General features: G+C 69.7%; 8 protein-coding genes, 2 tRNA genes and 2 pseudogenes. 7 read left to right on the top strand and 5 right to left on the bottom strand.

Features of this window, described 5'->3' with window-relative positions; translation table 11 throughout:
* The first annotated feature begins 135 nt into the window (after positions 1-135).
* The 4 genes from ABFB10_RS01270 to ABFB10_RS01255 all read left to right on the top strand — a co-directional run bounded on the left by ABFB10_RS01270 (position 136) and on the right by ABFB10_RS01255 (position 2,251).
* Positions 136-732 carry an HU family DNA-binding protein gene (locus ABFB10_RS01270; RefSeq protein WP_347165005.1) on the top strand — a complete coding sequence of 199 codons (597 nt, stop codon included), beginning with the start codon at positions 136-138 and terminating at the stop codon, positions 730-732.
* A 19-nt stretch (positions 733-751) separates the two neighbouring features.
* A tRNA-Val gene (locus tag ABFB10_RS01265) sits at positions 752-826 on the top strand.
* A gap of 331 nt (positions 827-1,157) precedes the next feature.
* A tRNA-Val gene (locus tag ABFB10_RS01260) sits at positions 1,158-1,233 on the top strand.
* Between the two features lie 331 nt (positions 1,234-1,564).
* The gene (locus tag ABFB10_RS01255) at positions 1,565-2,251 is read left to right on the top strand and encodes a hypothetical protein (RefSeq protein ID WP_347165004.1); all 687 of its coding nucleotides are present in this window, start codon (positions 1,565-1,567) and stop codon (positions 2,249-2,251) included.
* Positions 2,252-2,287: 36 nt separating this feature from the next.
* Here ABFB10_RS01255 and ABFB10_RS23915 read toward each other — a convergent pair.
* The 3 genes and pseudogenes from ABFB10_RS23915 to ABFB10_RS01245 form a co-directional block, all read right to left on the bottom strand.
* Positions 2,288-2,458: pseudogene (locus ABFB10_RS23915) on the bottom strand (tetratricopeptide repeat protein); the annotation flags it as partial.
* A 511-nt stretch (positions 2,459-2,969) separates the two neighbouring features.
* Positions 2,970-6,068 carry an efflux RND transporter permease subunit gene (locus ABFB10_RS01250; protein WP_347165003.1) on the bottom strand — a complete coding sequence of 1,033 codons (3,099 nt, stop codon included), beginning with the start codon at positions 6,066-6,068 and terminating at the stop codon, positions 2,970-2,972.
* Positions 6,069-6,084: 16 nt separating this feature from the next.
* On the bottom strand, positions 6,085-7,254 hold the full coding sequence (locus tag ABFB10_RS01245) for an efflux RND transporter periplasmic adaptor subunit (RefSeq protein WP_347165002.1): 1,170 nt from the start codon (positions 7,252-7,254) through the stop codon (positions 6,085-6,087).
* Positions 7,255-7,824: 570 nt separating this feature from the next.
* Between ABFB10_RS01245 and ABFB10_RS01240 the strand changes: the two genes are divergently transcribed.
* Positions 7,825-9,111, top strand: coding sequence for a PQQ-dependent sugar dehydrogenase (locus ABFB10_RS01240; RefSeq protein ID WP_347165001.1), 1,287 nt, complete (start codon positions 7,825-7,827; stop codon positions 9,109-9,111).
* 149 nt (positions 9,112-9,260) lie between these two features.
* Here ABFB10_RS01240 and ABFB10_RS01235 read toward each other — a convergent pair whose 3' ends face one another.
* Positions 9,261-9,593: an AEC family transporter gene (locus tag ABFB10_RS01235; RefSeq protein WP_347165000.1), complete on the bottom strand. Its 333-nt coding sequence runs from the start codon at positions 9,591-9,593 to the stop codon at positions 9,261-9,263.
* A 155-nt stretch (positions 9,594-9,748) separates the two neighbouring features.
* Here ABFB10_RS01235 and ABFB10_RS01230 point away from each other — a divergent pair, with 155 nt between their 5' ends.
* Both ABFB10_RS01230 and ABFB10_RS01225 read left to right on the top strand, forming a co-directional pair.
* On the top strand, positions 9,749-9,877 hold the full coding sequence (locus ABFB10_RS01230; protein ID WP_347164999.1) for a hypothetical protein: 129 nt from the start codon (positions 9,749-9,751) through the stop codon (positions 9,875-9,877).
* 833 nt (positions 9,878-10,710) lie between these two features.
* Positions 10,711-12,121, top strand: a pseudogene (locus tag ABFB10_RS01225) (L-serine ammonia-lyase).
* 262 nt (positions 12,122-12,383) lie between these two features.
* Here the strand turns inward: ABFB10_RS01225 and ABFB10_RS01220 are convergent.
* On the bottom strand, positions 12,384-13,565 hold the full coding sequence (locus ABFB10_RS01220) for a vWA domain-containing protein (RefSeq protein WP_347164998.1): 1,182 nt from the start codon (positions 13,563-13,565) through the stop codon (positions 12,384-12,386).
* Positions 13,566-13,628 lie beyond the last annotated feature (63 nt).

The following is a 13,628-nucleotide window of genomic DNA, read 5'->3' as shown; positions in this document are numbered from 1 at the left end:
GCGGCAGGGCTCCTTTGCGAGTCAACCGGGCGCTTTGATCGATTCGGTTTTTCTGATACACTGATGCGACAAAAAAACGCGCGGACCTGCGGAAGACGGGCCGTCGTCGGGCAGAAAAAGAGCAGAGACAGGCAGATGACAAGCAAGACAGAGACGCCGTTGCCCCGTCGGCGGAAGGCGGGTGCGAACAAGGCCAGCCTGCGGGCCAGACGCCGCGCTCAGGCGGCATCCGAGGCGGAAGAGGCGGCCATTGCCGCCGCGCTGGCTGCCGATCAGGCCTGGCTTCAGGCAGAGGCTCAGGCCGATCTGGAGGCCGGGATTCCCGATCCGGACAATCCGACACAGGCCGAGCATCAGCCCCTGCCGGAACCGCCGCAGCCGCAGGGGGCCGCCCAGATCCCTTCGGACGAGACCGATGAGGCCGGGCCGGACGAGGTGCGCGACGTCAGTTTCGTGGCGCCGCCAGAGCTGCGCAAGCGCGAGCTGATCGCGCTGGCCATGCAGCGCAGCGGTATGCGCAAGCGCGATGTGAAGCCCGCCATCGAGGCGGCGCTTGCGGTGATGGGCGAGGCGCTGGCCTCGGGCCGCGAGCTGAACCTCGTGCCGCTGGGCAAGGTCAAGGTCACACGGCTGAAGAAGGGCGGTCGCGGGCTGGTCGTGCACACCCGTGTGCGCCAACCGGAGGATCCGCAAGATTCCCGGACAAACCCCCTTGCGCAGGCGGCGGAGTGAGTCCAATACGCCCGGCACCGGGTGATTAGCTCAGTGGTAGAGCGCTTCGTTCACATCGAAGATGTCAGGAGTTCAAATCTCTTATCACCCACCAGAATTCAGGGGCCTCGCATCGCTGCGAGGCCCTTTTTTCATGTCCGGCGCTCGACCGTAGCAGGCCCGGTCCCCGGTCCAGAGGGGCGGGCGTCTTGCAGGGGCGGGGCCGAAGCCTTCGCGAAGGTCCACGCACAGGCCGCACACAGGCCGCACGCGGGTCCCGGCGCAGGGCGTGCCGCAGCCCGGCCTGACCTGCGTACCGGCGCTTGCTCAAGGGAAAAAGGGACCGGCGGCGCGGCTGTGCCTATGGCGCGGGCAGGGTCACTCCGGACGGCTGTGGCCCGGGCCTCTTGCGCTGCCGGAGCAGTTTGGCTAAATGCCGTCGGACCGGGTGATTAGCTCAGTTGGTAGAGCGCTTCGTTTACACCGAAGATGTCGGGAGTTCGAGTCTCTCATCACCCACCATATCTCCAAGGCGTACAGGCGGATTCCAAGGCGTTTCGCCGAAGTCACTGACCCCAACCGGTCTCTCAGGCCTGGGAACCCCAGCACCCCCTCCTGCATCCTTGCCGGCTGGTATCGGTAGGTCCGGCCAGTCACGCTGATGTCCGACCGGAGCCCGCGCGGATCCGCCCTGCGCCGGTGTCGCCCGGATCTGGGGATCACGCCCCCGGGGCAGGTGCACGTAGTTGGACCAGTGCGGCATGTTCTTCGTGCCGCCCCCCACATGGATCAGCCCGGGCAGGTCGTATCCAGCGGGGAAGGGGCCGGCCTTGGGGAAGCGGTAGTAGGTGTCGTGGATTCTGGCGTCCCGATGAATCAGCGGCCAAAGCATATCCGCAAGGAAGGCCTGATCGCCGAACTTGTTGTCGAAGTACTTCGGCGAAGACCGCAGCCAGTCCCGCATATTGGGCAGGATACCGGCCATGCCGCCCCACATCCCGGCAAGGATCAGCTCGTGGTGGTAGATGTGGTCGCGCATGATGTGGAAGCGACAGCCGGAATTCAGCCAGTCCGTGACCGCCAGCAGCTCTTTTGCATTCACGCGCGAATCGGCGTCGCGGCAGACGAAGACGTTGATATCGGGGTCGTCCGAGGCCGGGAACCGCCACATCGGGCGGATCGCGGCATCGTCTTTGCCGGTCATCAGGACGACCTGCGCGCCATAGGCCTTCAGGGCGTCCCGGGCGTCCTGCGGCACCGAGGTGTCGCAGTAGAAACGCGGCGTCCAGCGGACGTAAAGATGCTGGGCGATCTGCGCGTTCACCAGCGCGCCGGTGATGTATTCCGGGCGATCGCCCCAGAGCGAAAACGAAATGATGTTCCGGTTCCGCCGCTCGGGGTCGAAGCCGCGCCCGCCCGGCTTGACGGTCAGGTCCTTGCTGGGCGAGGCCTCGAAGGCCTGATGCGCCAGCCGGTGCTTCAGGATGAGGTTCCTGTGACCCTCGGTCTGGGCCTCTTCCTTGCGGCCCACGCGCCATAGCGAGGCGATCAGGGTGTTCCGGGCCGGGGCATCGTCCCGCAGCGCCAGCGCGCGCTGCATGGGCGCGATGGCTTCTTCATAGCGACCGAGGCGTTTCAGCAGCACGCCAAGGCCACACCAGCCGTCGAAATCCCGGGGGTTTCGATCGGCGTAACTGCGGTAGCTGGAAAGCGCCTCTTCGGTCCGCCCGGCGTCGCGCTGGCACATGGCCATGAACAGCCCGGCCTTGGCGTTCGGCAGCATCGCCGCAGCCTCGCCGTAAAGGAGGGCGGCCTGCTCGAAGTCCTGTGCGGCGCGCAGCTTCTTCGCCTGCGCCATCTTGCGGTCGAAGGGGGTGGTGGTGCGCGGCTTTACAGGGGCATTCATCGGGGCGCCTTTCTTCGGGGCGGGAAACGTATTTGTTTATCGATACAAGGGGGGCGAGGTTTTTCGAGGTTTGATTTGGCGGTGGCGCGCTCGGCCTGCGCAGGGGCGTCCCACCCGGGTGGAGCCTTCTGTCCCGAATGGCGTGGCGCGAGGGGGCGCACAGCGGAGAAGACGAAAGCGGGGGCGTTCCCTTGGCGCGCAGGCGCCGACCCGAACCGTTTTCGGGCGCGGCCTGCAAGGCATTTGGGCCTCTGAGGGCCGGCCTGTTGGCGGGGCAGGGCACCCGCAGGGCCGCAGTGCTTTCGGTGGGGGTGCACCCGGCGCGCGGGCGCAGCCCCCGGCGCGGGCCGCGTCAGGCCAGCGCCTCGTCGAGCTCGGATTCCAGCCGCTGCATGGCCATCACGCGCGGCTTGGAGAAGCCCGCAAGCAGCAGGTAGGCCACCGGCGTCAGGTAGAGGGTCGAGAGCGTCGCCAGCCCAAGCCCGCCGACGATGACCCAGCCCAGGGCCTCGCGCGCCTCGGCGCCCGCGCCCGCCGACAGGATCAGCGGCACGCCACCCAGCACCGTCGAGGTCATGGTCATCATCACCGGACGCAGGCGGATCGTCGAGGCGTCGAGGATCGCGTCCCGGACAGAGGCGCCCTGATCGCGCAGCTGGTCCGCGAATTCGACGATCAGGATGCCGTTCTTGGCCATGATCCCGATCAGCATCACCAGCCCGATCTGGCTGTAGACGTTCAGCGACAACCCGGTGAAGACCATGGCGAAGGCGGCGCAGGCCAGCCCGATGGGCACCGTCGCCATGACCACCACCGCCGAGATGAAGCTTTCGAACTGCGCCGACAGCACCAGGAAGACCACGGCGATGGCGAAGCCGAAGACCAGCAGCAGCCCCGAAGAGGTCTGGTCCAGCGTGGCCGCCTCTGCCAGCGGCACGATGCGGTTTTCCTCGGCGAGGATCTCGTCGGCCAGCGCCTGCACCTGCGCCATGGCATCCCCCAGCGCCAGTTCCGGCGTCAGCCCCGCTGAGATTTCGACCGAGCGGTTCTGCCCCTCGCGGTCAAGCTCCGGCGCGATGGCGCGTTCTTCCAGCGTGACGAAGGTCGACATGGGCACGGTCTGGCCGTCGCCGGTCTGCACGAAGATATTGGCCAGGTCGCCGGGGTCGTTCACCGGGTTCGATGTCGACAGCATCTGGATATCGAAGCTGCGGTCGTCGATGAAGACAGAGCCCACCGTGCGCCCGTCCAGCACCGCGCGCAGGGCCTCGCCCAGCCCCGAGATGTTAATGCCAAGGTCCGAGGCGCGCTCGCGGTCGATCTCGATGAACAGCTGCGGCTGCGTGGTTTCGTATTCCAGCTGGACCTGCCCCATGGCGGGGTTGTCCTGCATCCGCGCGACCAGCCGCTCGGAGACCTCGGCCAGTTGCGCGTAGTTGTCACCGGTGATGGCGAAGGACAGCCCGCGCCCGGCGCCCCGGATGCCCAGCGAGTTCGGCTGGATCGCAAAGGCGCGCACGCCGATCACGCCGCGCAGCTTGCCGTTGATCTCGCCCACGATCTCGTCCTCGCTGCGGGCGCGATCCTCCCACGGGGCCAGCGAGAAGACCATGAACCCCCGGTTGTCCGACCCGAAGCCGGTGATCGAAAAGACGTTTGTGACCTCTCCGGTCTCGCGCAGCGGGTCGATCAGGGCCTCGATCTCGGCCATCTTCGCGGTGGTGTATTGCAGCGACACCCCCTGCGGCGCCGAGACCGACAGCAGCGCCACGGCGCGGTCCTCGCGCGGGGTCAGCTCCTGCCGGATGCCGCCGCCGACGAAAACCGCCGTGGCCGAGAACAGCACCGCCACCAGCAGCACCACGAAGGGCAGGTCCAGCGCCAGCCCCAGCGTCCAGCGGTACAGCCGGAACAGACGGTTGCCCAGCCAGACCAGCGGGCCGCGCGGATCGGCGTCGGGGGCGCGCGACAGCAGGCGGCTGGCCAGCACCGGACAGAGCGTCAGAGCCACCAGCGAGGACAGCATGACCGCGATGGCCAGAGTAAAGCCGAACTCGCGGAACAGCCCGCCCGCCTGTCCCGGCAGGAAGGACAGCGGCACGAAGACGGCGGCCAGCGTCGCCGTGGTGGTGACCACCGCGAAAAAGACCTGCCGCGTGCCCAGCACGGCGGCGGCGCGGGGGCCCATGCCCTCGGACCGGCGGCGGACGATGTTTTCCAGCACCACGATGGCGTCGTCGACGACCATGCCGGTGGCCAGCACCAGCGCCAGCAGCGTCAGGATATTGACCGAGAAGCCCACGAGGTAGATCGCCGCGAGCGTGCCGATCAGCGCCACGGGCAGGGTCAGCGCCGGGATCAGCGTGGCACGGGCGTCGCGCAGGAAGAGGAAGATCACCGCGACCACGATGGCGGTCGCCATGGCCAGCGTCTTCAACACCTCCTCAATCGAGCCGCGGATGAAGATCGCGTCGTCCGAGGTGACGAAGATCGACACGTCCCCGGGCAGGGTCCGGTCCAGTTCGGCGACCACCGCCCGCACGGCGGCCGAGATTTCCAGCGTGTTCGAGGTGGCCTGCCGGATGATGCCAAGGCCGATCCCGGTCTGACCGTTGGCGCGCAGCACCGTCTCGTTCGGGGCGGGGCCCAGCGTCACGGTCGCCACGTCGCGGACGAAGACATCCGGGGCCAGCTCCAGATCCTCGAAGCCGCGCGTGGTGGCAATGGTGGCGGTGGTCCGCACCGCGATGCTCTGGCTGTTGCCGGTCAGGTCGCCGGCGGGGGCGTCGAAGGCCACGTCGGAAAGCGCCGCGCGCATATCCGCCAGCGTCAGCCCGCGCGCCGCCAGCTTCGACTGGTCGATGTCGATGCGGAAGATCGGCAGGCGGTCGCCGTAGATCTGCAGGTCGGCCACACCCGCGACGGACAGCAGGCGGTCCTCGACCCGGTCCTCGACGATCTGCGTCAGCTCCTGCGGCGAGCGCCCGGCAGAGGTCACGGCGACGCGGATCACCGCCTGCGCATTGGCGTCCGCCTTGACGATCTCGGGCTGCTCGGCATCGTCGGGAAGCTGCCCGGCGATGCGGGCCACCGCGTCCCGCGCATCGGTGGCGGCCACGTCCAGATCGACGCTTTCCTCGAATTCCAGCGTCACCCGGGACCGCCCGAACCGCGAGTTCGACGAGATCGAGCGCACGCCCGACACCCGTCCCGCCGCGCCCTCGATGCGGCCCGTCACCTCCTGGTCGACGCTTTCGGGCGAGGCGCCGGGGTATCTTGTGGTGATCGTGACGACCGGGCGGTCGACGTTGGGCAGTTCGCGGATCTCGACGCCCGCAAGGCCTGCCAGCCCCGCCAGAACGATCAGCGCCGACAGCACGAAGGCCAGGATCGGGCGTTTCACGAACAGCGCTGTGCCCGAGCCAAGCGCGGATTGCGAGCGGTCGGTCATCTGGCGCGTCCCCCTGTCAAAGCGCGCTGCGCGAGGGCGGTTCTGCCGCAAGCCCCGCCTCGGGCGGGTTGGCCACCGCCACCTCGGCGCCCGGTCGCAGGGACTGCACGCCCTCGGTCACCACCGCGTCGCCGGGGGCAAGCTCGGCCTCGACCAGCACCCGGTCGGCGTCGCGCTGGCGGATCGTCACGCCGACCCGCGCGGCTTTGCCGTCGCGCACCGCCCAGACGTAGGATCCCTCGCTGGCCCATTGCACCGCCAGCGGGTCGACGGCCACCAGCCTGTCGCCGGGAAAGCGCAGGGTGACGGCAAAGGACATGCCCGCGCGCAGGCGGTCGCCCTCGTTGGGCAGCTTGCCCTGGACGCGCAGGGTGCGGCTGCGGGGGTCGACGATATTGTCGACCGCGTGGATTTCCCCGGTCAGGGGCGCGGCAGGGCCACCGCCCAGAAAGCGGGCCTCGATCGCCATGCCGGGGGCAATGCGGCTGGCGATGCGTTCCGGCGCGCGGAAGTCGATCAGCACCTCGGAACGATCGGTCAGGGTGGCGATGGTGTCGCTGGGCGACAGGCGCTCGCCCACCGAGGCATCGAGCAGCCCGAGCCAGCCCGAGAAGGGCGCGCGCACCGTTCGCTGCGACAGGCGGAACTGGGCCTCGGTGACCGCAAGCTCGGCGGTGCGCTGCGCCAGCTGTGCCTCGCGCAGGCGGACCTCGGTCACCGCGCCGGTGCCCTGAAGCTGGCCCAGCCGGGCCACGTCGCCGCGCGCGTCCTCCAGCATCAGCTGCGCGCGTTCCAGCGCGATGCGCTCGGCCTCGTCGTCCAGCCGCAGGATCACCGCGCCCGCCTCGACGAAGCCGCCGGTCTCCAGCGCGACCGCCACGACCTCGCCGCTGACCTCGGTGCGCAGGGTGGCGCCGCGCAGGGCGCGCAGGTCGCCGATGGCGTCGATGCGGTCGTTGGCGGTGGCCTCGGTGACCGCGGCCACGACCACCTGCGCCGGACCGCGCGGCCCGAAGCCGCCGCCGCCGCTTTCCGAGGCCTCGGCGGCGCCCACCCGGATGCCCAGCAGATCGGTCACGCCGCTGCGCTCCGGGAAGGCGGCGGCGCCGGGGACATAGGTCAGCCAGAGGTAGCCGGTCCCGGCCAGGACCGCGATGCAGAGGATGATTTGCTTCAGGACGCGCATGGTCTTCCGTTCAATGGCCCCGGGCCGGGCCGGTTTCGGCGTCCCGGCACGCCCTGTTTCGCTGCACGGGGCCGGGGGCGCCGCAGGGGCCCTTGCCTGTGCCCCCGGCATCCGGGCCGCGCCTCACCGCAAGGCCGCCCGCCCGGGCTTTCGGCGCAGACGATGGCACCAACTGGGGGCCCGCGCAACGCTTTCCGGCCCGGGGCACGACCGGGGGTCCTCCGCTCAGCCTGCACCGGCGCGCGGCATCCGCCAAGACAAGATCTGTTTACCTCCCTTCGGGTCTTCCTGCGGGTCTTCCGCCACGCCTGCTGCCGCCACGCCTGCTGCGCCAGCCACGCGCGGACCGGCCCCGCCGCCGCGCCCGCGTCCCCCACCGTCCCGGACCACAATGCGCCGCGCCCCCTTCTTCGGTCTGACAATACCTCGGAGAGCGCGAGAGGCAGAGCCTCTCGCCCGTTGCCCGGGCACCGGGCCTGCCGCGACAGCGTCCACGCCCCCTGTCCTGTCCCGCGCCTTTGGCCTAGGATGGCGCAAGCGAGGATAGCGCAAACAGGAACGGGAGGGATCATGGACCTGATCGCCAAGGCGACCGCGCTGGTCGGAGGAGTCATTGCAGCCACGCGCCGGGCGGGATCGCCCGCGATCCGAGCCTTCGGCAGCGAACCGGAGATCCCCGAGGCCCGCGCGCAGGGGATCATGACGCTGAAGATGCCCGCCGCCGAGGGCTTCAAGGACGGGCGTCTGCCGATCTGCGCGCCGGGCCTGTCGGTCAAGGCCTTCGCCGAGGGGCTGGATCATCCGCGCTGGATCGAGGTGCTGCCCAACGGCGACGTGCTGGTGGCGGAATCCAAGGAACAGCCCGCCGCGCCGAAGACCCTGATGGACCATGCCGCGCAGGCGACCATGCGCCGGGTCAAGGCGATCGGCGACAGCGCCAACCGGGTGACGCTCTGGCGCGATGCGGATGGCGACGGCGTCGCCGAACACCGCGAGGTCTTTGTCGAGAACCAGCGCCAGCCCTTCGGCATGGCGCTGGTCGGATCGAGCTTCTACCTCGGCAATACCGACGGTCTGAAGGTCTTCGACTACACGCCCGGGCAGCCGCTGTCCGGTGCCGGACAGCAGATCGTCGACTTCAAGCCGCACGGTCACTGGACCCGCAGCCTGTTGGTTTCGCCCGACCGGACGAAGCTCTACGTCGGCGTGGGCTCGCTGTCGAACATCGGCGATGCGGGCATGGAGGCCGAAGAGGGCCGCGCCGCGATCTGGGAGGTCGACGTGGCCACCGGGGCCGCGCGCATCTTTGCCAGCGGGCTGCGCAATGCCGTCGGCATGGCGTGGGAGCCGGGGACAGGTGCGCTCTGGACCGTGGTGAACGAACGCGACGGGCTGGGGGACGAGACGCCGCCCGACTACCTGACCTCGGTGCAGGATGGCGGCTTCTACGGCTGGCCCTATTGCTACTGGGGCAAGGTGGTGGACGACCGCGTGCCGCAGGATGCCGCCAAGGTGGCCAGCGCGATCACACCCGATTACGCGCTCGGCGGCCACACCGCCTCGCTGGGCCTGTGCTGGCTGCCCGAGGGCGTGCTGCCGGGCTTCGGCCCCGGCATGGTGATCGGCCAGCACGGCTCTTGGAACCGCTCGATCCTCAGCGGCTACCGGGTGATCTTCGTGCCCTTCGAGGGCGGCAGGCCCTCGGGTCCGGCGCGCGACATCCTGACCGGCTTCCTGTCCGAGGACGAAAGGCTGGCCTACGGGCGCCCGGTGGGCGTGGCCGTCGGACCGGACGGCAAATCGCTGCTGGTGGCCGACGATGTCGGCGACGCGATCTGGCGCGTCAGCGCGGCCTGACGGGCGGGGCACATCGGGGGCAGGGGCGCCGTCGCGATCCTTCGGCGCGACCGCCCCCTTCCCGCGGCGCAACGGCTGGCCCCGGGCGGGCCGCTGTCGCGCCAGGTCTTTCGGATCAGGGGCCGGGCAGGCCTGCCCCTGCGGCGCGCCTACAGCCCGATCCCCACAAGCAGCGCCATCAGCGACATCACCAGCGGCAGCGTGACCAGCGCCAGCACCGTCTGCGCCGCGGTGATCCCGGCCATCAGCGGCGCATCGCCGCCCAGCTGCCGGGCGAGGATATAGGCCGAAGAGGCGGTCGGCAGCGCCTGGAACAGCAGCACTGTGGTCAGGGCGCGCCCCTCCAGCCCCAGAAGCAGCGCCACGGCCAGCGTGACCGCCGGAAGCATCGCGAATTTCACCGCCGAGGAGACCACGATGGGCCGCAACCAGTGCCCGCGCCGCGCCGAAATCCAGCGCCGCGCCGACACAAAGCAGCCCAAGCGGCAGCGAGGCGGCGCCCAGCGTCCGCAGGGCGGGCTCCACGCCCGCCGGGATCGGCAGCGCGGCCAGCTGAAAGCCGATCCCCGCCAGCGAGGACAGCAGCAGCGGGTTCGTCGCCAGCTGCACCGCCACCTGCCGTGGTCCCAGCCGCGCCGTGGCGAAGCGCGAGAAGACCAGCACGCTGAGGATGTTCACCGTGGGCACCAAAGAGGCATTGGACAGTGCCGCCAGCGCCAGCCCCGTCGATCCGAACAGCCCGGTGACCAGCGTCACGCCCACGTAGTTGTTGAAACGGATGCTGGCCTGAAAGACCGAGGTGAAGGCCGGGCCGTCGATCCTGAGCGCCGGGCGGATCATCAGCACGAAGCCGGCCACCGCGAGGGTCGACAGGATCAGCGTCGCCGCCAGCCGTCCGACCGGGATCGCCCCGAGATCCGCCGTGGCGAGGCTGTTGAAGAACAGGCAGGGCAGCAGGATGTAGTAACTCAGCCGCTCCGCCTGCGGCCAGAAGCCCTCGGCAAGGAAGGCGCGGCGCTTCAGCAGGTGGCCAAGTGCGATGATCAGCACGATCGGCGAGAGGGCGAGAAGGATGGCGGAGGTCATGGTCGCGGTCCCGGCGGTGTCAGAGGCGGCCGTCTCTGGCCACCATGCAGCCATAGCAGGCCTGTGGGCAGGGAAAAGGGCGGGCAGGGCCTCGGTCGCGGACCGGAACAGCCGCGCCTCGTTTGCTCCCCGGCGCCGATCCGGCGGGCACCCCGGTCAGAAGAGGGCAGGTGTAGCCCGCTGTAGGTTTTTCTCTCCGTACCGTCCGGGGGCCGCTCTTCTCCCGCGCCCCAATGCATCGGGGCAGGGCATGGGCCGGGCGGGCGGCCTCTCCCCTTGTCCCCGGCCAGCCCGATTCCCCGCGCCCGCTTGTCGGACCCCGAACCGGGGCAGGGTGACCGCGGCGCCCCGGCGGAAATCTTCGCCGCGGGATGACGGAATGCGACCCTCTGCGCGGGCGCGGCGACCTTCCGCCAGCCGCCCGCGATCCGACACCTTGTCCGTCCGAAGCGCCTGTCGCAGAGTGCGCCGACCCGAACCAGCCCACCGCAACACCCAGTGGAAAGGCCGCGCATGTTTCTCTCCGTCTTCGACGTCTTCAAGATCGGCATCGGACCCTCGTCCTCGCATACCATGGGGCCGATGGTGGCCGCCGCGCGCTTTCTCGACGACCTGCGGGGTGGGGCCGAGAAGACCCCCGGCGCCGGAGAGCTGGCCCGGCTGGGCGCCTCTCTGCACGGCTCGCTGGCCTTCACCGGCAAGGGCCATGCCACCGACCGTGCGGTGATCCTCGGGCCTCTGCGGGCTGGTGCCCGAAACGCTGGACCCGGACCGCGCCGAGGCCCTCGAACAGGCGGTGCGCACAGAGGGTGTTGTGCGCCCCGAGGGCCTGCCGGCCCTGCGCTTCGATCCCGCCACGGACCTCGTCTTCGACTACGGCCCCTCGCTGCCCGGCCACGCCAACGGCTTGATCCTGAAGGCCTTCGACAGCGCGGGCGCGCCCTATATGCAGCAGACCTACTACTCGGTCGGCGGCGGCTTCGTGCTGACCGCGGCAGAGCTCGAGGCGCAGAAGGCGGGCGGCCACGATCTGAAATCGGAAAAGACCGCCCATGCCTTCCCCTATCCCTTCGGCACCGCCGCCGAGATGCTCGAGATGGGCGCGCGCTCGGGCCTCACCATCGCCCAGATGAAGCGCGCCAACGAAGCTGTCCTGCACGGCGCCGATCTCGACGCAAGGATCGACCGCATCCTCGATACCATGGACGGCTGCGTGGCGCGCGGGCTGGAGCAGGAGGGCATCCTGCCCGGCGGCCTCAAGGTGAAACGCCGCGCCAAGAACATCCACGACCAGTTGCAGGCGGAAAAGGGTATGAACCTAGCCCAGCCGCATCAGGCCAACGACTGGCTCTCGGTCTATGCCATGGCGGTGAACGAGGAAAACGCCGCCGGGGGGCGGGTCGTGACCTCACCCACCAATGGCGCGGCGGGGGTGGTGCCTGCGGTGCTGCGCTACTACCGCGACCACTGCGTGGGGGCTACGCGCAGGGGCTGCCGCGACCTCTTGCTGGTCGCCGCCGCCATCGGCGGGCTGATCAAGCACAACGCGTCGATCTCGGGCGCCGAGGCGGGCTGCCAGGCCGAGGTGGGCTCTGCCGCCGCCATGGGGGCGGCGGGCCTCTGCGCGGTGCTGGGCGGCAGCAATGCGCAGGTCGAGAATGCCGCCGAGATCGCGCTGGAACACCACCTCGGCATGACCTGCGATCCGGCGGCGGGGCTCGTGCAGGTGCCCTGCATCGAACGCAACGCGCTGGGGGCGATCAAGGCGGTCTCCGCCGCCTCGCTGGCCCTGCGCGGCGACGGCACGCATTTCATGCCACTCGACAACTGCATCCGGGTGATGCTGGAAACCGACCGCGACATGGACCTGAAGTACAAGGAAACCTCGACGGGCGGCATCGCGGTCAACCTGCCGGAGTGCTGACCACCCCCTTTCACCGCCATAACCGCCCCCGGACCGCGTCCCGCCCAGCCCGGACGCGCCGGAGGCAGGCGCAGCGCTGACCTGCTGCCGAAGCGGCCAGGCTTGCCCCCGACCCGAGCGCCACCGCCCCCGGTGAGAGCGCCACAGGGGACCATATCCCGGCCCCAGGCACCGCAGCGGCTCGGCACGCCCCGCCATCGGTCTTCTTCTTGGTCCAAATACCTCTGCGCCCGATCGCCCCGCAGCGCAGCGGCGCGGAGGGTCAGGCCAGCAGCTTCACGCCCCGGTCGATGCCCTCCAGCGTCATCGGCACCATGCGCTCCTCGAAGATCTCGCGGATCATGCCGATCGACTGGGTGTAGGGCCAATGCGTCTCGGGCACCGGGTTGATCCAGAGGTGATCGTGCCACTGATCCCGCGCGCGTTGCAGCCAGACCTGCCCGGCCTCGGCGTTCCAGTGCTCGTTGGCGCCGCCGGGATAGGCGATCTCGTAGGGCGACATCGAGGCATCGCCGACGAAGATGCACTTGTAGTCCGGCCCGTAGGTGTTCAGCACCTCCCAGGTCGGCACCTGCCGGTCCCAGCGGCGGCGGTTGTCGCGCCAGACGCCCTCGTAGAGACAGTTGTGGAAGTAGAAATGCTCCATGTGCTTGAACTCGGCCCGCGCCGCCGAGAACAGCTCTTCGACCACCTTCACGAAGGGATCCATCGACCCGCCCGCGTCGAGGAACAGCAGCACCTTCACCGCGTTGCGCCGCTCGGGCCGGGTCTGCACGTCGAGGTAGCCGTGTTCGGCGGTGGCGCGGATCGTGCCGTCGAGGTCCAGCTCGTCCTCGGCGCCCTGCCGCACCCATCGCCGCAGCCGTTTCAGCGCGACCTTGATGTTGCGCGTGCCCAGCTCGACCGTATCGTCGAGGTTGCGGAACTCGCGCTTGTCCCAGACCTTCACCGCGCGCCTGTGGCGGCTCTCGTCCTCGCCGATGCGCACCCCCTCGGGGTTGTAGCCATAGGCGCCGAAGGGCGAGGTGCCGCCGGTGCCGATCCACTTCGAACCGCCCTGGTGACGGCCCTTTTGCTCGGCCAGCCGCTCCTTCAGCGCCTCCATCAGCTTGTCGAAGCCGCCAAGGGCCTCGATCTGCGCCTTCTCTTCCTCGGTCAGCAGTTTCTCGGCCTGCCTGCGCAGCCAGTCGGCGGGCAGGTCGACGGCGTTCAGAACGTCGTCGACGCCGATCTGCTCCAGCCCCCTGAAGGCCTCGGCGAAGGCGCGGTCGAAGCGGTCGAGATGGCGCTCGTCCTTCACCATTGACACGCGGGCGAGGTAGTAGAAGGCCTCGACATCATAGGTCGCCAGCCCCGCGGCCATGCCGTCGAGGAAGGACAGGTACTCGCGCAGGGTGACCGGCACACCGGCCTTGCGCAGGGTCTCGAAGAAGGGCACGAACATGGCCACAGGTCTAGGATGCCGGGCGCGCCCTGTCCACCGGCGCGAAGGCCCTTCGAAGGGCCT

Origin of the sequence: Ponticoccus litoralis, from assembly GCF_039769985.1 — a bacterium.
GTDB classification, from domain to species: domain Bacteria; phylum Pseudomonadota; class Alphaproteobacteria; order Rhodobacterales; family Rhodobacteraceae; genus Ponticoccus; species Ponticoccus litoralis.
Note: the sequence above shows the minus strand (reverse complement) of the source record. Positions and strands in the feature narration are given on the sequence as shown.

Coding starts and splice junctions, on each gene's coding strand:
- ABFB10_RS01270 (WP_347165005.1), top strand. CDS start 136: ATGACAAGCAAGACAGAGACGCCGTTGCCCCGTCGGCGGAAGGCGGGT.
- ABFB10_RS01220 (WP_347164998.1), bottom strand. CDS start 13,565: ATGTTCGTGCCCTTCTTCGAGACCCTGCGCAAGGCCGGTGTGCCGGTC.
- ABFB10_RS01250 (WP_347165003.1), bottom strand. CDS start 6,068: ATGACCGACCGCTCGCAATCCGCGCTTGGCTCGGGCACAGCGCTGTTC.
- ABFB10_RS01245 (WP_347165002.1), bottom strand. CDS start 7,254: ATGCGCGTCCTGAAGCAAATCATCCTCTGCATCGCGGTCCTGGCCGGG.
- ABFB10_RS01240 (WP_347165001.1), top strand. CDS start 7,825: ATGGACCTGATCGCCAAGGCGACCGCGCTGGTCGGAGGAGTCATTGCA.